This window comes from Rhizobium sp. CAU 1783, assembly GCF_054551725.1.
This window is the reverse complement of the sequence record NZ_JBTOLM010000007.1, coordinates 70,487-89,824: the sequence shown is the minus strand read 5'-3', so window position 1 is coordinate 89,824 and position 19,338 is coordinate 70,487. Positions and strand designations below refer to the sequence as shown.

The window sequence follows — 19,338 nt, the reverse complement described above, 5'->3', positions numbered from 1 at the left end:
TCGGTCGCGCGGGTCAGCCCAATGATCAGCTTTTTATTTCTCCCCGTCATGAAATTCTGGCTGCTGAGGAATGGCCGCATTCGAGACCCTGTCGCCTCGAGATGAATGCCGTCTCTCTGACTGATGTGTTTTGCAGACCATCCACGCACGGGAAAAGCCGATGAGTGATTCCAGAGAACAGCGGATGACGGGCACGGGTTCGGTGCCGGAGACGAGCCACGGCGCGCGCATCCGCTATGACAGGGAGCGCAGCGTTCACGAGGTCGTTCGGGAACATGCACGTGCCAACCCCTCGGCCACGGCTATCCTGTTCGGTGACCGTTCGATCAGCTACGGCGAACTTGACCGTCTGTCCGATGCACTTGCCGGCTACCTCGTCAGGCAGGGTATCGAGAAGGGCGATGTCGTCGGGCTGCTCGTGCCGCGGGCCCTCGATACGGTTGTCGCCAAGCTGGGCATCCTGAAGGCCGGCGGCGCCTACCTGCCGATCGATCCCACTTTCCCGGCCGACCATCTAGCGTATGTGATCGGCGAGTGCGCGCCCAAGGTCGTTTTCGTCGATGGAGCATCCGGCATCAACATGCCGGCGTTGCCGGACGTGGGCAGCCGACTGGTCGATCTGCCCCAACTTCTCGCCCAGCTCGACTTGGACGCATCCGTCGAACTTCCGGTGGTGAGTGGTGGCGACGCAGCCTATGTCATGTACACATCCGGTTCGACCGGCCGGCCGAAGGGTGTTGCCATCCCGCACAGGGGCATTACCCGCCTGGTGCTCGACCAGAACTACATCGATTTCGACCGGAGCGACGTCGTACTGCACACGGCGACAATTTCGTTCGATGCGGCGACCTTCGAAGTATGGGGCGCGCTGGTCAACGGTGCACTTCTCGTCGGCATGCCGCGCACAAGTTTCTCTTTGACGGATCTCTGCAACGTCATGCGCGACAACGGCGTGACGGTCGCGCTTCTCACAACGGGGCTCTTCAACCTCTTCTGCGACCATGCGAGCGCCGGCCTGCCTTCCCTGCGCCATGCGCTGTTCGGCGGGGAGGCAGGTTCTGCCGGCCACGTGCGCCGTTTCCAGGCTGCCTATCCCGGCTGCCGGCTGACGAATGCCTACGGCCCGACGGAATGCACCGTCATCGCCACGGCCTTTACCGTGCCGCAAGGGTTCCAGGAGCCGGAATTGCCGATCGGCAAGGCCATTTCCAACACCGGGGTCATGGTTGTCGACGACGCGATGAAACCTCTGCCTCCCGGCGTCGAGGGGCAGCTGGCGCTTGCCGGCGACGGGGTGGCGATCGGCTACATCAACCGGCCGGACTTGACGGCCGAAAAGTTCGTTTCGGTTGAGACGGCCGACGGTCCCATGCGCTGCTATCTCACCGGTGATCTCGCGACGATCGGCGAGGACGGAACGCTGTTCTTCAAGGGGCGCCGGGACCGGCAGATCAAGATCAATGGTAAGCGCATCGAACTCGACGAGATCGAAGCGGCCCTGCGCCGCGACCCCCGGCTGCTCGATGCGCTCGTGACGTGCCACGAACAGGGGCCGTCGATCAAACGCATCGTCGCCTATCTCCGGCCGCGCAACGGGGCCGACATCGACAATGCCGGTTTCGTACCCGCGGTCATGGAAAAACTGCGCAGTGCGTTGCCGGCCTACATGATCCCGAGCGCCGCATTGGTCCTTCGTGAGTTTCCGCTCACCAAGGCAGGCAAGGTAGATCGGGCGAAGTTGCCGCTTCCGGCCGTCGAGGACGTCAAGACCGAAGCGCCGGAAAGCCAGAACGAGGAAATCCTTACACGACTGTGGCAGAACGCGCTCGGCGCCGCCGACATCCCCCTCGACCGCAACTTCTTCGATCTCGGCGGGACCTCACTTCAGCTTCTCCGCGTCCATGCCGGCCTCGAGGCCGAGCTCGGGCGAAACGTGGACGTCTTCGCCCTTTTCAAACATCCGACCATTCGTGAGCTGGCGCAGTTTCTCGACGGACGGCAGCTGCAGGCCGAGAGGTCCATGACGCTCGCCCAACGCGCCGCCTTGCAGAGAAGAACCTTCTCCCAGTTCCGCAGGAGCTCCCCATGAGAGAGAACGAGATTGACGCCATTGCGCCCGGTGGTGTCGCGATCGTCGGCATGTCGGGCCGGTTTCCCGGTGCCCCGACCGTCGAGGCGCTGTGGCGACTGATCGAGGCGGGCGAAACGTCGTTCTCGACATTTGCTCCGGATGAGATCGAGGACGCTTTCACCGATGAGGAGAGGGCGGGCGCGGACTATGTGGCGTCGCGCCCCTTCCTTGATGGAGTCGAGCAGTTCGATGCCGACTTCTTCGGCATGTATCCGCGCGAGGCGGCTGTCACCGATCCGCAGCATCGTGTCTTCCTCGAGGTCTGCTGGGAGGCACTGGAAAGCGCCGGCTACGATCCCTACCGCAATGCCGGGCTGGTCGGCGTCTTCGCCGGCTGCTCGATGCCGACCTACCTGCTGAACAACGTGCTGGGCGATCGAGCGAAGGTCGAGGAGTTCACCTCGAACTACCAGATCGGCTGCTTCAACCAGATCGTCGGGTCAGTGGCCGATGCGCTCGCAACGCGGGTCGCCTACAAGTTCAATCTGAGGGGGCCGGCCTTCACGCTCCAGTCGGCCTGCTCGACATCGCTGCTTGCCGTTTCCCAGGCGTGCCAGAACCTCCTGACCTACAGCTGCGACATGGCTCTGGCCGGTGGTGTCTCGATCACCCTTCCGCAGAAGCGCGGCTACATCTACCAGGAAGGCGGCATGGTCTCGCGCGACGGGATCTGCCGTCCCTTCGACGCCGATGCCAGCGGCACCGTCTTTGCGAGCGGGGCCGGCGTGGTGCTGCTCAAGCGGCTCGAGGATGCGCTCGAGGACGGCGACCGGATCTACGCGGTCATTCGCGGATACGGCATCAACAATGACGGTTCCGACAAGATCGGGTTCACCGCACCGAGTGCCGAAGGCCAGTCCGAGGTCATCGCGGCAGCGCTTGCCCATGCGGGGTTCGATCCGTCCACCATCGGCTATGTGGAATGCCACGGAACGGCGACCCCGCTTGGCGACCCGATCGAGTTTGCCGGACTGAAGGGGGCATTTTCCGGCATGTCCGAAACGGCTGGCCGGTGCGCGCTCGGTTCGGTCAAGGGCAACGTCGGGCACATGGATGCGGCGGCGGGCGTGTCAGGTCTGATCAAGGCGGCGCTCTCAATCTATAACCGCAAGATCCCGGCGATGCCCAACTACAAGGCTCCCAACCCGCGGATCGATCTCGATCGGAGCCCCTTCTACATTCCGCAGAGCACGACGACTTGGCCCGACGCGATGGCGCCGCGGCGGGCCGGGGTGAGTTCCTTCGGGGTCGGCGGCACCAATATCCACGTGGTGCTGGAAGAAGCTCCGGTACGTCCGCGAGCCGTCATCGACGATGGTCAAGGACCGTATATACTCCCGCTTTCGGCTCGTTCCGACGACGCGCTGGCAGCCATGCGCGCAAACCTTGCCGCCTATCTCGAAGCAAATCCTGGCCTGCCGCTGTCGCAGGTCGCCCGCACGCTGCAGACCGGCCGCCATCACTTCAAGCATCGCAGCGCGATCGCGGTAAATTCCGAGGCAGCGGCGATTGAGCAGTTGCGCGCCGAAAAGGTGTTGACGGCGGTTGCCGAGGACGTCCGTCCTCCGGTCGTCTTCATGTTCCCAGGCCAGGGCGCGCAGTATGTCGGCATGGGCTCCGGGCTCTATAACCGCGAGCCGGAATTCACCCGCTGGATCGATCGGGGTGCCGAAGTCCTCAAGATGAGTTCCAGCGTCGATATCCGCGACTACATCTGCCACACCGGGCCGGTAACGGAGGCGATGGCCGAGGAGCAACGCGAGACCCGGATCGCACAGCCGTGCCTCTATCTCGTAGAGCACGCGATGGCGCGGCTGTGGATGAGCCGCGGCTTGAAACCGGACGCGATGATTGGCCACAGCGTCGGCGAGTTCGTGGCCGCAACGCTTGCCAATGCCATCTCCTTCGAGGACGCGCTGACCCTCGTCGCAGCCCGCGGACGGCTGATGCACAAGCAGCCGGCAGGTGCGATGATCTCCGTGCGGGCAGCACCGGAGGAGCTTGAGACCCATTTGCGCGGTATGGCCGAAATCGCCGCGATCAACGCGCCGAAGCTCAGCGTGGTTTCCGGCCCGTTCGACGATATCGATGCGGTCTGCGCGGCACTCGAAAAGGCGGGAATCGCGTTTAGCCGGCTGCACACATCCCATGCGTTTCATTCGGCGATGATGGACCCGTGCATCGACGACCTGCGGGAGCTGGCGGCCAAGGTCACCTATGGGAAGGCTACCATTCCCTACATCTCTTGCGTGACGGGTGACTGGCAGAACGACCAGCTCGGCAGGTCGCCCGACTACTGGGCGCGGCACTGCCGGGAACCAGTGAGGTTCTCGGATGGTCTCACTACCTTGTGCCGGGACCGGAAACCGGTTCTCGTCGAGGTCGGCCCGGGCCGCACGCTCTCGGTCTTCGCATCACAGACGATCAGCCGCGGTGGTGTTGCCAGCATCGTGCAGTCGATGCCGGAACATGATCGCGCCTATGCCGCCGCGGCATCGCTGGCGGAGGCCCATGGGCGGCTCTGGATGGCAGGCCGCGAGCTCAACTGGCCCGAGCTTCCGGCGGGGGGCGAGCGTGCGCTGCCCCTACCCACCTATCCGTTCCAGCGACAACGCCACTGGATCGACGCGCCGCCCTCGGCGCGACGCATGGCGCTGATGGGGACGGCACCGATCCAGGTGCTTCAACAACCTTCCCAAGGCGAGACCGAAACCAAGAGTGAGATGAGTACCATGAACGCCATCAGTCCTTCTCCCGTCGCAAGCCGCATCCCCGAACTGGAGACGTCACTCCTGACGCTGCTCGGTGACATGTCCGGAGAACCGCTGGATCCGGGAAGCAAGGCCGAGAGCTTCCTGGAACTCGGCTTTGATTCCCTGTTCATCGGGCAGTTCGCCCAGAAGATCGAGAAACAGTACGGCATTAAGATCTCGTTTCGCGAGCTCCTGAGCAACATTCCTTCGATTGTTGCGCTGGCACAGTATCTGGACAAGGCCATGCCTGCCGAGACCAGGACTGTGGAAGCCGCGCCGCCCCTCATGCCGGCGCCGGCCGCCGTCGCCGCGCCTGTGAATGTGCCTGTCACGATGCCGGCCGCTATTGCCACTCCTGTCACGGCATCCCCTGCCATTGCCACCATCGCGCCCCCGATGATGCCTGCCGCACGCGGCGCAACCAGCCTCGATGCGAGCCTGGAGGCTGTTCTGCAGTCGCAGCTCAGTCTGGCCCAAACGCTGTTTGCGCAGCAGTTCCAGGTTCTCCAGGCGGCCAGCTCGGCGAGCGTCGTGATGGCTCCTTCCCCCGTCCGGGTCGATGTGCCGGTCGTCCGCGAGGCTGCTGCCGTTCAGACCGCGCCGGCCGCAGCGTCCGTCGCTCCGCCGGCTGCGACCGTGGCAGCGCCTGAGGAGCCGGGCGAAATCGGAACGGATCGCATCCGCCTCTACAAGCCCGGTGCCAAGAACGCGGGGCCGGAACTGACGCCGGAGAAGCAGAAGTTCGTCGCCGATCTGATCACCGCCTATGTGGCGCGAAACAGGAAGTCGAAGGAGTTTACGGAGAAGAATAGGCGCCGGCTCGCCGATCCCCGCACGGCTTCGGGCTTCCGCGCCGATTGGAAGGAGATGATCTTCCCGATCGTGTCCGATCGTTCCAAGGGATCGCGCATCTGGGACATCGACGGCCACGAATATATCGACCTGGTGAACGGCTTCGGCCAGACGGCTTTCGGCCATGCGCCGGACTTCCTCGTCGAGGCCATGAAAGAGCAGATGGATGCGGGCTTCGCCATCGGGCCGCAGACGCCGCTTGCCGGCGAGGTCGCCGAGCTGATCTGCGCAATGACCGGGCACGAGCGGGTTACCTTCTGCAACACCGGTTCGGAAGCCGTCATGGCGGCGATGCGAGTGGCGCGCGCCGTCACCGGCCGCGACCGGATCGTCATGTTCGCCAACGACTATCACGGCCAGTTCGACGAAGTTCTGATCAAGGGGCGCAACCGGTCGAGCAATCCCGTGGCATTGCCGATCGCGGCCGGCATTCCCAATGCCTCGGTGTCGAACATGATCGTCCTGCGCTATGGTGAGCCGGAAAGCCTCGACTGGATCAGGGCCAATGCCGGGGACATCGCGGCTGTCATCATCGAGCCGGTGCAAAGCCGCCATCCGGAATTGCGGCCGCAGGATTTCGTCCGCAGCCTTCGGGAGATCGCAACGCAGTCCGAGTTCGCCCTTGTGTTCGACGAGGTGGTCACCGGCTTCCGGGTCGATCCGGGCGGCATGCAGGCCGTCTGGGGCATCCGGGGCGACATGGCCACGTATGGCAAGGTCATCGGCGGCGGCATGCCGATCGGCATTCTCACCGGCAGCAGCCGTTTCCTCGACGCCCTCGATGGCGGCCACTGGAACTATGGCGACGATTCCGTTCCCATGGTCGCACCGACCTTCTTCGCCGGCACCTTCGTGCGCCATCCCGTCGTGCTCTCCGCCGTCCGGGCGGTGCTTCAGCATATCAAGGGCGAGGGGGCCGCACTCTACAGCCGGGTCGCGGCCCGCACCGAGGCACTGGTCGAGGAGATCAACGCGGACCTCGGCAAGCGCGGCATCGCGCCGGTCGTCAACGGTTACAAGAGTTGGTTCGTCGTCGATTTCGGCAACCAGGATCCGCTCGGCGGCCTGTTCTATCCGCATCTCCGGATGAACGGCATCCACATCCAGGACGGCTACCCCTGCTTCCTGACGACGGCGCACAGCGAGGAGGACTTCCGCTCGATCGCCAAGGCGTTCCGCGACGGCATCGACGCCCTACAGTCGGTCGGCATCATGGCCGGCAAGGGGACGATCGACGTGAAGGCCTTAACGTCCTCATCGCCCGACGTCGTCGTTTCATCGGTGGTCCGGCCCGAGACGGCGCCGCTCACGGAGGCGCAATCGGAAATCTGGCTGGCGGCGCAGGCCGGCGATGAAGCGTCCTGCTCCTTCAACGAGTCCTTCACGCTGATGCTGGACGGCACGCTCGACCAGTCCGCCTTCAGCGAGGCAGTGAGGAGTGTCGTTTCCCGCCACGACGCGCTACATATCCGGTTCGACCGGACCGGAGAGCGTTTCAGCTTCATTCCCGATTTCAGCCTCGACGTGGAGGTCATCGACCTCTCGACGGAGGCCGATGCGAATGGCGCCCTGCGCGGCCTGATCGATGACGAGGCCCACAGCCCCTTCGATCTGGTCAACGGGCCGCTTGCGCGCGCACGCCTTGTCAAGCTTTCCCCGGAGCGGCATGCCTTCATCTTCAGCGCGCACCATATCGTCTGTGACGGCTGGTCGATGAACGTTCTCGTGGAGGAGCTGTCGGCGGCCTATTCCGGCCTTATGCGCGGTGATCGCCCGCAGTTCGAACCGGCCCTGTCGTTTGCGACCTACGCGACCGAACTGGCGCCGAAAGCAGACGTCGACGGGGCGACGGCAAAGTTCTGGCTCGACCAGTTCAAGGATATTCCAGACTTGCCGGAAATGCCGTTCGACCGGCCCTATCCGGAACGGCGTAGCTTTGCAGGCGGAACCTGCACCGGTCATGTCGGACCCGACGTCTACAAGGAGCTGAAGAAGCGCGGGGCAAAGGCGGGAGCGACGCTGTTCTCCACGCTGCTCGCGGCATTGCAGGTGATGGTCGCCAAGATGTCGGGGCAGTCCGATCTGGTGATCGCGGTGCCGTCGGCCGGCCAGAGCCTGCTCGACGACCGGATACTTGTGGGCCACTGCGTCAATCTCCTGCCACTCAGGCAGACGGTCGAAGCGGCATCCTCCTTCGAGGCCCATCTCAAGGACACGCAGCAACTGGTGCTCAAGGCATTCGAACATCAGGACTACACCTATGGAACCCTGGTCAAGACGCTCGGCATCAAGCGCGACCCCCGCCGTCTGCCGCTGACCGGCATCCAGTTCAACCTGGAGCGCGTTGCGGCCGGTGCGGAGTTTGCCGGGCTCTCCACGAAGCTGGAGCCAAATCCCAAGGCGTTTTCGAACTTCGACATGTTCCTAAACATGATCGAGGGCCGCGACGGCATCCGTATCGATGTCGATTACAATGCCGACGTCCTCGACCGGGAAACGGTCGAGCGCTGGATCGGGCATTATGTCTCGCTGGTCACCGCACTGGCAAAGGGCATGGAAAGCCCGATCGCAGACCTTTCCCTGCTTTCGGAGGCCGAGACCGGACTGCTGGTCCGCAGCGTCAACCAGACCGATGCGGACTACGAGCGGGACCAGTTCGCCTTTTCGCTCTTCTCGCGTCGCGCCGCCGAGCAACCGGATGCGGTTGCCGCCGTCCATCGCGGTGAAACCATCACCTATGGCGAACTGGAAGCGAGCTCCAACCAGCTTGCCCGCCATATCCGGTCGACCATTCCGCAAGGGGGGCAGCGTATCGCTCTTTTGGTCGATCGCTCTCTTGGCATGCTTGTGGCCCTCCTCGGCATTATGAAGTCGGGCCATGCCTATGTCCCGCTCGATCCGTCCCATCCGGATCCGCGGCTGCGTCAGACGCTTGAAACGGCCCGTCCCGTCGCATTGATCTGCGACAGCGAAGCCGGTGCGGCGTTGGCAGGAGAGGGCGTCACGGTCATTCGCCTGGACAAGGAAAAGGAAGCGCTCGGCCGCCTGCCGACTAAGGCGCCGGACACCCTGCCCACCGACACCGCATCCACCGCCTATGTCATCTTCACTTCCGGCTCGACCGGCACGCCGAAGGGGGTCGCCGTTTCCCATCGCGCGCTGACCAACTTCCTGGTGTCGATGGCGCACGAGCCGGGCTTCACCCGCGACGATACACTCGTCGCCGTGACGACGATCTCGTTCGATATCGCGGGGCTGGAGCTTTACCTGCCGCTCGTCACCGGCGGCAAGGTCGTCGTCGCGGATCGGACGCAGGTCCAGGACGGCTTTGCTCTGGTCCGGCTCATCGATGAATGTGGTGCTACCGTCCTGCAGGCGACGCCGACCTTGTGGCAGATGCTCGTGGAGGCGGGCGTCGGCAAATCCGCGACGTTGAAGAAGCTGTGCGGCGGCGAGCCGTTGCCGAAGGACCTTGCCCGGACGCTGGCCCGGATGGATGGCGAGCTCTGGAACATGTACGGGCCGACCGAAACCACCATCTGGTCTTCCGTCCAGAGGATCCTCGACAATGATGAGCCGATCACGATCGGCCATCCGATCGCCAACACGCAGTTGTTCATTCTCGATACCCACGGCCGGATCGCGCCAGTCGGTGTTACGGGAGAGCTGTGCATAGGGGGCGACGGTCTGGCGGAAGGCTACTTCGAACGGCCGGATCTGACCGACGCAGTCTTCGTGCAGCGTGACATCGACGGCAGCGGCCCTCGTCGGCTCTATCGGACGGGCGATGTCGGCCGGCGTCTTGTCGACGGTTCCCTGCAGCTGCTCGGCCGCCGCGACAACCAGATCAAGCTGCGCGGCTTCCGCATCGAACTCGGCGACATCGAGTCCGTCATCGCTGCGGTGAATGGCGTGCGCCAGTGCGCGGTGGTCGGAGTTCGCAATACCAAGGGCGACGTTTCGCTGGTCTGCTATTACGTCGCCGATCCCGACGGTCCTGCACCGGACAGCGCGACGCTGGCCGCCCATGCGCGGGTGAATCTGCCCGCCTACATGGTGCCAGCCGTCTGGGTACTGGAAACAGAACTGCCGCAGACCGCGAACGGAAAGCTTGACCGGAAGGCGCTGACCAACCGCGAGGTCCGTCAGCAGGAGGTGGCCGCCGTCGTCAAGGTCAAGCCGCGTACGCCGATGGAAGAGAAGCTCTGGACGATCTGGAAAGGCGTCCTGGACAACGACAGCATCGGCGTCGAGGACAATCTCTACGCGCTCGGCGCGGATTCTCTCACCATCTTCCGGATCGCGGCCCGCATGCTGGATGCCGGCCTGCCGCTGGAGGCGAAACACCTGCTTCGCCATCCGTCGATCGCGGAGCTCGCAGCCTATGCGGATGAGCAGAAGGATCAGGAGCTTCCCACCGTTGCCCACCAGATCCCGTCTCTCAAGGACTTCAGGAACGGCGCGCGCCGCCGGATCGAGAGTGTGTCATGAGTCAGATCGACGTCAGTACGGGTGCCGCAAGCGTTTCTCCGGAGCTTGTCGGCGAGTTTCCCTGCACGCAGACGCAGTTGCGTTGCTGGGTGCTCGATCAGCTGAAGCCGGGCAATCCGGCCCTCAACGTGGCGGTGCGCTGGGAAATCCGCGGTGCCTTCAAAGCATCGACGATCGAAGCGGCCTTCCGCAAGATCATCCAGCGCCACGAGATCCTGAGGACGCGTTTCGTCGAGAAGGAAGGCCAGCCGTTCCAGCAGGTCGTAGACGCCGTCGACTTCAAGATGTCGGTCATCGATCTGAGGACGGTGCCGTCTGCGCAGCGTGAGAAGCTGATCATGTCCATCGGCGAGGAAACGGCCTCGGCACCGTTCGACCTTGGGCAGGCCGGGCTCTTCCGGGTGGCGTTGCTGATGGTCGAGAACGATCGGGCCTTTCTGCTGATCACGGCGCATCAGAGCTGCTTCGACGGCTGGTCGATCCGTGTTCTCGGACGCGAACTCGGCGAGATCGCGGCTGCGATCGATGCGGGGCGGCAGCCCGTTTTGCCCGAGCTTCCCCTGCAATACGGCGACTTCGCTCTTTGGCAGGAGGAATATCTGGCGAGCTACGGCGCAGAGGCGGAGAAGACCTTCTGGCGGGAACAGCTGGTCGGCGCACCTTATTTCGAGGTTCCGACAGACCATCCGCGCCAAGCGATCAAGACCAACAACGGCAACATCCTGTCCGTCGTGAAGCCGCTCGAATTCAACGAGCGTATCGAACGGGCTGCACGCGAACAGCGGGTATCTCTCTATAGCTACGGCGCCGCTGTCATCAGCGCCATGCTCCACCGTTTCACCGGGGCCGGCGATATCCTCTTCGGCACGCAGATTGCCGGGCGGGACCATTCCGACCTGGAAGACCTGATCGGCGTCTTCATCAACAATCTGGTGCTGCGTTTCAAGGTGACGCCGGATGTTTCCTTCGCCCAGCATGTGGGCAGCACGAACGAAGTGGTCACTGCGGCACTCAACCACCAGCGCATGCCGTTCAACCGGCTTGTCGAGATGGTCAACCCGGTTCGCGATCCCTCGCGCAACCCGTTGATCTCGGTGAATTTCAACCTTCAGAAGGCGTTTCTCGAAGATCGGCGCTATGGCGATTTAGAGCTGATAAGCGCTCCGTCCCAGTCGCCCGGGGTCATCTATGACCTCAGCTTCATCATGATCGGTCGCCCGTCCGGCTGGCGCATGTCGATCGAGTACAACACCGACCTCTTCGATCGCAGCACGATCGAGGGGCTCCTCCAGCTCTGGCAGGACGCCTATGAACTTGCGCTCGGTGATGGGGCGGCGCATCTTTCGTCGCTCGCCGTTCCCGATCGCGGGATTTCCGCCGCGTCAGGCTCTTCGACCGTTCCGGTCGTCGACCTGCTGCAGGCGCGCACATCCCGGCCTGATGCCGGAACGGAAGGATCCACAGGCCTTTCGCGGGCGGAGCGCGTGTCCGCACTGGCGAGCCTCTGGGCCGAAGTGCTGAATGTCCGGACCGTCGAACCGGACGGCGATTTCTTTGCGCTGGGTGGCCATTCGCTGCTGGCGTTGCGCATGCTGGCCGCCGCGCGGGAGCGTTTCGGCGTGAAGGCCGATCTGGCGCTGTTGTTCAAGGAGCCGACTTTCCGGGGCTTTGCGCAGGCGCTTTTCGGAGATGGGCCGGAAGAAGAACAGGCGCCGCCAGCGAAAACGCCGTGGGACATGACCGTCTATAAGACCGGGAGCGGGCCATTCTCCGTCTACACGCTCAACCATCCCTTCCTCTACTATCGGCTGGCAAACGAACTCGACGACCGGGTTTCGGTCTTCAACGTCAACATGTTCAAGGCGTCCGATGACCAGACCGGTGAGAGCATGACGCTCGAGGCGATCGCGGCCCAGGCGATCGAGGCGATGGAGATCGATAAACGGCCGGGTCCGATCGCGATCGTCGGTCTTTGCGTGAACGGCGTGCTCGCGATCGAAGTCGCCCGGCAGCTGCGCGCGGCCGGTGTGGACGTGGCGTTTTCCGCCATCATCGACAGTTGGGCCCCGGGCTATGTTCGGTCTCTGCCCAAGAGCCGGCAGCGCTGGTGGAATGCGGAGAGGCGGATCAAGCGCATCGGTTATTTCAGCCGCAAGCTCCTTTCGGGCCGTATGAAGCCCGTCGTGTTTCTCAAGGAGTTCAATCTGACCCTCGCGCTGATGCAAAAGCTCGGTATCGCCGCGGCAAAACCGTCCACCGAGGAGACCGCCAACGCCGCCGTGACCGAGCTGCTCGTCAAGGCAGCCAGAAACTATCGTCCCGGAAAGGGCGGCGCGACCTTGCTGTTCCGCAGCCAGGCCAACCACCCGCGCGCCGGCAAGCTGCGTTTCGGATGGGGCGACAGCGCGGGCGAGGATTCCGGCGTGATCGATCTCGAGGGTTGGCATGAGGATTCGCTGACGGTGGACGGCATTCGCAAGCTTGCGGCTTCCGTGGAAGGGCGGCTCCTTAAGGAGCCGGTCTGACATGCTGACGGTTCCGGCACCGGATACGAGACCTGTTCCGGGTGGAGCCTTCCGGCCTCTGCGGATCGGCGTCCTTGCCTCGAAGAAAAGGGGCTTCGACAACTGGCAGCTTCGTGTCTTCGATCGGATCATCTCCGATCCGCGCTTTGAACTGGCCGGTTTCCTCGTGGCGACCTCCGAGAAGTCGGAGAAGGCTTCTCAGTCTCCTCTGCTGAGCCTCGCTTCCCGGCTTGAGCGCGTCGCGCTTGCCCGGCAACCGGCCTTCATCCCGGCTCACTTCGATCCGGATCGCCAGCGTTTCGAAGACGTCGACCTCGGCGTCGAGGGGGAGCCGGGAAAACGCCTCGTGCAGTCGGTGGAGGAAATGGATCTCGACCTGGTCATCTCGCTCCTGCCCCAGGGCCTGCCTGACGCAGCCGTGCGTCTGCTGCCGCTCGGCGAATGGCACCTGTCCTTCACCGCTGAGACGTCCGGTGCCGCGGATTGGTACGGCTATGCCAGCGTCATCGGCGCGCGACCGTCCACGCCGCTGCGCATTGAGGTGCGGCGCGGTGATCCTCTCCGGACGGTCTGCCTTGCCACATCATCCTTCAACACGAAGTTCAGCGCCGTGCGGAATGCCGATTTCGTCAAGGAACGGGCGGTCACGCTGCTGATGCGCGAACTCGGGCGAAGTCTCGACGAGCGGGGACGAGAGATACCCGCTGAAACCAATGCGGAAGTGGCCCCGGAGCCCCAACCGCGGGATCGTGATCTGCTTGCCTATGGCCTTCAGCTCTCCAGCGCGTTGATCGGACGGGCGGGGAAGGCGCTGAAATCCAGGATGGGCGGTGGGTCCGCGGTCTGGACGCTTTATACGGGGCGGGGGACGATTGACGATTTCGATCCGCGGCAGGCGATCGAAATCGCGCCGGACGACGACGAGATTCGTGCCGATCCCTTCCTCCTGGAGCATGAGGGAGAGTGCTATCTGTTCTACGAGGCCTATGCGCAGGGGCAGAATCGGGCTCATATCGCCGTCAGCCGTTTCGTCGGCGACCGGCTGGAACGACTCGGCATCGCGCTTCAGAGCGAACATCACCTGTCCTATCCCTTCGTGTTCCGGCATGACGGAGACGTCTTCATGATGCCGGAGACGAACCAGGCCCGGCGCATCGAGGTCTGGCGCTGCGTCGAGTTTCCGCTCAAGTGGGAGCTCTACTCGACGGCTCTCGAAGGCCAGTCCGCGGCCGACAGCTCCCTGACCTGGATCGACGGCAAGTGGTGGCTCTTCACCAATCTCTCCGACTTTCACGCCTATGAAGACCACTGCAGCGAGCTTCATGTTTTCGAGGTCGACGGTCCGGCGCTCAAGCGGATCGTTCCGCATCGGCGCAATCCAGTGGTCATCGACAGCACGCTCGCCCGCAATGCCGGACGGATGTTCGAACGGAACGGCAAGCTCTACCGGCCTTCGCAGCGAAACGAATATGGCGTCTATGGCTATGGTCTGAACATCATGGAGATCGACCAGCTTGATCTCGACAGCTACCGCGAGACATGTGTCCGCACAATCATCCCCGACTTCAAGCCCGGTCTCTACGGCTGCCATCACTTCGATGCGGCCGGCGGGCGCTATATCATCGATGCGCGACGGGATCGCTAGGGATTGCCCCGGCGATAGTTCAGCGTGACGGGGGTTCCGGATGTCATGGCTGCAACGGCGCCGCAGAAGCCCTGCGGCGCCCTGAGGTCGAGCAAGCTCCAGTCGTCGGCCAGCCCGACCGTATCGTCGAGACGCTCGATCCGAAGATCCACAGTGCCGACGAGGGGCACATCGAAGCAATCCAGCGCCAGCGACAGACCTGCGCCATGGGCCTTCACGAATGCCTCCTTGCGGGTCCAGCAACGGTAGAAGGCCTGCTGTTGCTGCGATATCGGGAGCGACTTCAGCCGGGTGCATTCGTTCGGGGAAAAGAAGTGCCCCGCCACGTCTTCCGCGATTGCTTTCTCCGCCTCGATGTCGATGCCGAGCGGGAAACGATCGGAGACGGCGAGCACCGCGATGTCTTCGCTGTGGCTGAGGTTGAAATGAAGATCGGACCCGTCTTCTTCGCCAAGGCAGGGCTTGCCGAACTCGTTGTAGGCGAAGACGAGCTCTTCCGGATGTCTGTCGAGATAGCTGGCGAGCACGATACGCAATGTTGATCGCCCGACGATGTAACGGTGCGCATCGCGGTGTCTTGCAAAACGCGCGGCCCGTGCCGTCTCGTCCGGCGAAAGGAGTGTGGTCGGATCCGGTATGCCGGATGGCGGCCGGTCGAGAGACCAGCTCCAGACGTCGATCAGTGCCGGCGATGTTCCGGATCGATCGAAGGTCGTCGTCATGGAACCCCGGGCTTCGTGACGAGGCTCTGCAAGTCGCCGCTGCGCTGGCCGGTCATCTTTTTCGCCATGTAACGCATCAGCGGCAGCGGATAGTTCTCGCCGAGCCCGATACGGCAGGTCCGTTTCAGGATGTCGAGCGAGCGTGCGCAGGCATTAGGCGAGTAATCGATCTTGCGAGCGGCCCAGGCATAGGGGTTCATCTTCGGGTGGACGGCCCTCTGCTCGAGGATCGGCTGCCAGAAGGTGTAGACGTGGCGGCTTGAATCGTGAAGGCGGTAGACACCGCGCCGGTTGCGCGCGGCGAAGGCCTTGGCCTCGCCTTCCGTATCGAAGATCACGTGCAGGCCGGCGGCGTTTGCAGGATCGTTGTGCGGACCTACCCGCAGGTCGCCATCGTTCAACAGGATTTCCGCCATCGCGTCGTAACGGCGCCGCATGCGCCGGACCATGGGGTCGAGCTTCTTCAACTGGACATTGAGCATCGCGCCCTGGATCTGGCTTGCCTTGAGGTTGATCCCGGGAATGAGCGGTTCGTTGGCATTGTCGAGATGGCCGCGAAACACCGATCCGATGTCGTGGTACATGCGTGCACGGGCAAAGAGGTGGTCGTCGTTGGTCACGATCGCCCCGCCTTCCCCGATGCTGATGTTCTTGAACTGATTGAAGCTGAAGGCGCCGATGTCGCCGATGGTGCCGGCGCGGCGGCCCTTGTAGGTGAGGCCGACCGCCTGGCAGGCGTCCTCGATCACCAGCAGGCCGTGTTCCCGGGCAATGCGCATGATGCTGTCCATGTCGCAGACCATATTGGCCATGTGGACCGGGATGATCGCCCGCGTGTTGGGTGTGATCTTGCGCAGGATGTCCTGGGGGTCGATGGTCAGCGTCTGGTCGATTTCGACGAGCACCGGCACGGCACCGACGGCAAGGGGGGCGGCGGCTGTCGCGATCCAGGTATAGGCCGGAACCAGGACCTCGTCGCCCGGCCCAATGCCGGCGGCCACAAGTGCGGCGATCAGGGCTCCCGTTCCGCTGCTGACGGTCAGGGTGTGCCGAACATCGAAGGCGGCGGAGAAATCCCGTTCGAAGCGGGTCAAAGGCCCGCCGTCCTCGTTGCCGTAGCGCGACAGCTTGCCCGATGCGATCACCGGTGCAATCGCCAGCCATTCCCGCAAGCCAACCCGTGCCATCATGCCTCTCCATTCGAGCGGTCCCCGCCTCCCGGAGGTGGTGGATCAACGTCGAGGGTAGTCCTTCGCGAACCCGGTTACAAAATCCACATCCGGCTTAGGTTGCCGGGCGGGCGCGCAGTGTTGCCCCTGCGGAATGGGTAGGTCTCGCGACGTTTCTACCCAAATCGGACAGGTCCGGCGCGCGGGCAGCGCCACCGGCGTCAACTCGCCAAAGCGGGGCTCAAAGGAATACGTGGGCGGCGTTCGGCTCGAAGGTCAGCCAGACATCTGCGCCACGCGGAAGTCCGGAAATCGCGTGATGGCCGAAGGGCAGGCGAACCGAAAGGGCCGCACCGTCCGGGGTTCGCGTCGCGACGTTGACATGAGTGCCGAGGAAGGTGATGTCTTCCACGGTCGCCGGCAGCGCCCGCTCCTGCCTTTCGGTCGAGAGCGAAAGACGCTCGGGTCTCAGCATCAGCAGCCCGTCGGTTTTGGCGCCTGCCTTGCCGTGCAAGGGAACGTCAGGAACCGTGAGGTTCCCATCGAGGGCGATCAGGGCGCGGCCGTCGCGCTGCTCGACGACGCGGCAGGGCAGGAAGTCGCTGTCCCCGATGAATTCGGCGACGAAGCGGGTGGCGGGATCCGCATAGAGCTGTTCGCCGGTGCCGATCTGGTCGATCACCCCGTGGGAGAAGACTGCGATGCGGTCCGAGAGGCGAAGGGCCTCCTCCTGGTCGTGGGTGACGTAGAGGATCGTTACCTCGGTCTGCTGGTGGATGCGGCGGATTTCGTGCTGGATCTCCTCTCGCAGCTTCTTGTCGAGTGCGGAGAGCGGCTCGTCCATCAGGAGAACCGGCGGATCGTAGGCAAGGGCGCGTGCGAGCGCGACGCGCTGCTGCTGGCCACCGGACATGGCGGCCGGCTTGCGCTCCTCGAAGCCTTCGAGCCGCACCAGCGACAGCATCTGGCGGACGCGTTCGGTGATCGCCGCCTTCGACCAGCCGCGCACCTTGAGCGGAAAGGCGATGTTGTCGCCGACGGAGAGATGGGGGAACAGCGTGTAGCGCTGGAAGACCATGCCGATATTGCGCTGATGCGACGGCGTATCGAGGATGGTCCTGCCGTTCAGGAGGATGTCGCCGCGCGTCGGCTGCTCGAAGCCGGCGAGAATGTAGAGTGTCGTACTCTTGCCCGAGCCGGACGGCCCGAGAAAGGTCATGAACTCCCCGTGATCGACGGTGAGGTTGACATCGTGGACGGCGACCACCGGACCGTACTGCTTGCGGATACCGCGAATTTCCAGGAAGGGCGTCATGATTTCAGTCCTTTCTTCACCGCAGCTGCAACAAGCATCAGCACGATGGTGACGACGATGAGGAGGGTCGAAGCGGCGGCGATCACGGGGGTGAGGTCCTGGCGAAGCGTCGCCCAGATCTTCACCGGCAGGGTCTGTAGCGTCGGGCTCGACATGAAGATGGCCAGCACGACCTCGTCCCAGGAAGTGAGGAAGGAGAAGATGGCCGCCGAGAAAAGCCCGTGGCTGATGCAGGGCAGGGTGATGGTGATCCTGGCCCTCAGCGGAGAGGCGCCGCAGAGGACGGCTGCGTCCTCGATAGACTTGTCGAAGCCCTCAAGTGCGCCGGTCAGGGCGAGGATCGAAAAGGGAAGGGCGACCACGAGATGGGCGATGACGAAGCCGATGGTCGTTCCGTTGAGGCCGAGGCGCAGGAAAAAGGCGTAGAGGGCGACCGCCAGAACGACGACAGGCAGGATCATCGGCGTCATGAAGAGCGCGCGCAATGCGACACGCCCGACGAAGCGCCCGCGGACCAGGCCGAACGAAGCGACGAGGCCGATCAGAACCGACAGGATCGTGACCATGATGGCGATGCGGAAACTGGTCCAGGCGGCTTCAAGCCAGCGTGGATCGGCGAGCAGGTCGCCGTACCACTTCAAGGTCCATGACGGCGGCGGAAAGATCAGCCATTGCGACGAGCCGAAGGAGAGGGCCGCGATGAACAGGATGGGGAGCAGCAGGAAGAGGGAGGTCGTCGCGGTGATTGCGAGCAGCACCCATTTCCATGCCCCGAGGCTGTTGAAGTTGAGGAGCATCAGTGTTTCTCCTGTCCTGCGACGCCGAACAGCTTCAGCTGGAGCGCATAGAGGCTCAAGGTGACGACGAGAAGCACCAGGGCTGCTGCCCCGCCCATGCCCCAGTTGACCAGCGACTGGACGAACTGCGCGATCAGCTCGGCGAGCATCATGTTGGCCGTTCCGCCGAGCAGCGAGGGCGTCACGAAATAGCCTAGCGACATGACGAAGACCATCAGCGCACCGGAGAGCATTCCGGGCGCCGCCAGCGGCAGCAGGATGCGAAACAGCGACTGGGTCTTGGTGGCGCCGCACAGGGCGGCGGCCTGCAGGATGGCCGGGTCGATCTTGCGGATCACGCCGTAGAGCGGAATGATGATGAAGGGCAGCATGATGTAGGTCATGCCGATCGTGACGCCGACGAGGTTGTTCACCATCACCAGCGGCTGGTCGATGATGCCCATTCCCATCAGTGTCTTGTTGATGACGCCGGTGCGCTGGAGCAGGACCATCCACGCATAGGTGCGGGCGAGGAGGTTGGTCCACATCGACAGCAGCACGATCGCAAAGACGATGTTCGCATGCCGTTTCGGCATGATCGCGAGCGCCCAGGCGACAGGGAAGCCGATGACGAGCGAGATCGCGGTGACGAGTGCCGAGACGAAGAAGGTGTTGAAGAAGATCTTCAGATAGGTGGAGCTGCCGAGCAGGTCGGCATAGTTCTGCATCCCGAAGGTCGGTTCGGTGACGCTGCGCGTCAACAGTGCCAGGACAGGAAGAACGAAGAAGACCAGCACCAGCACGAAGGCCGGCAGCGTCGGCGCGAACCCGCGCCGGGCGCGACGGGAGCGGCCCGGCGCTTGCCTGCCATCTGCAGATTCGGCGAAAGAAACCATTGCACCACCTCACGCAATTTTCTGTTCGCTCGGCTTCGGTCTTTCAAACATCACCGGCCGGCC

At 63.7% G+C, this 19,338-nt stretch carries 9 protein-coding genes; 4 read left to right on the top strand and 5 right to left on the bottom strand.

What is annotated here, in order from left to right; translation table 11 throughout:
* Positions 1 to 160 precede the first annotated feature (160 nt).
* The 4 genes from ACX93L_RS20875 to ACX93L_RS20860 are packed head-to-tail and all read left to right on the top strand — an operon-like array spanning position 161 to position 14,397.
* Positions 161 to 2,089 (top strand): amino acid adenylation domain-containing protein, encoded by a 1,929-nt coding sequence (locus tag ACX93L_RS20875; RefSeq protein ID WP_459406630.1) that lies wholly within the window; start codon positions 161 to 163, stop codon positions 2,087 to 2,089.
* Positions 2,086 to 10,227 carry an amino acid adenylation domain-containing protein gene (locus ACX93L_RS20870; RefSeq protein WP_459406629.1) on the top strand — a complete coding sequence of 2,714 codons (8,142 nt, stop codon included), beginning with the start codon at positions 2,086 to 2,088 and terminating at the stop codon, positions 10,225 to 10,227. The genes ACX93L_RS20875 and ACX93L_RS20870 overlap by 4 nt, the downstream gene beginning before the upstream one ends.
* Positions 10,224 to 12,752, top strand: a complete 2,529-nt coding sequence (locus ACX93L_RS20865) for a condensation domain-containing protein (protein ID WP_459406628.1) — start codon at positions 10,224 to 10,226, stop codon at positions 12,750 to 12,752. Before ACX93L_RS20870 ends, ACX93L_RS20865 begins: the two co-directional genes overlap by 4 nt.
* A gap of 1 nt (position 12,753) precedes the next feature.
* Positions 12,754 to 14,397 (top strand): glucosamine inositolphosphorylceramide transferase family protein, encoded by a 1,644-nt coding sequence (locus tag ACX93L_RS20860; RefSeq protein WP_459406627.1) that lies wholly within the window; start codon positions 12,754 to 12,756, stop codon positions 14,395 to 14,397.
* On the opposite strand, the gene ACX93L_RS20855 is transcribed toward ACX93L_RS20860, so the two are convergent.
* From ACX93L_RS20855 to ACX93L_RS20835, 5 genes are all read right to left on the bottom strand, one after another.
* A complete protein-coding gene (locus tag ACX93L_RS20855) occupies positions 14,394 to 15,119 on the bottom strand; it encodes a 4'-phosphopantetheinyl transferase family protein (RefSeq protein ID WP_459406626.1) in 726 nt (241 codons plus the stop codon). The two genes, ACX93L_RS20860 and ACX93L_RS20855, sit on opposite strands and share 4 nt — an antisense overlap.
* Positions 15,116 to 16,306 (bottom strand): DegT/DnrJ/EryC1/StrS family aminotransferase, encoded by a 1,191-nt coding sequence (locus tag ACX93L_RS20850; RefSeq protein WP_459406625.1) that lies wholly within the window; start codon positions 16,304 to 16,306, stop codon positions 15,116 to 15,118. The genes ACX93L_RS20855 and ACX93L_RS20850 overlap by 4 nt, the downstream gene beginning before the upstream one ends.
* Positions 16,307 to 16,529: 223 nt before the next feature.
* Positions 16,530 to 17,606 (bottom strand): ABC transporter ATP-binding protein, encoded by a 1,077-nt coding sequence (locus ACX93L_RS20845; protein WP_459406685.1) that lies wholly within the window; start codon positions 17,604 to 17,606, stop codon positions 16,530 to 16,532.
* Complete coding sequence (locus ACX93L_RS20840) at positions 17,600 to 18,400, bottom strand: ABC transporter permease (protein WP_459406624.1); 801 nt, start codon at positions 18,398 to 18,400, stop codon at positions 17,600 to 17,602. The genes ACX93L_RS20845 and ACX93L_RS20840 overlap by 7 nt, the downstream gene beginning before the upstream one ends.
* Positions 18,400 to 19,275, bottom strand: a complete 876-nt coding sequence (locus tag ACX93L_RS20835; RefSeq protein ID WP_459406623.1) for an ABC transporter permease — start codon at positions 19,273 to 19,275, stop codon at positions 18,400 to 18,402. The genes ACX93L_RS20840 and ACX93L_RS20835 overlap by 1 nt, the downstream gene beginning before the upstream one ends.
* Between the last annotated feature and the right edge of the window lie 63 nt (positions 19,276 to 19,338).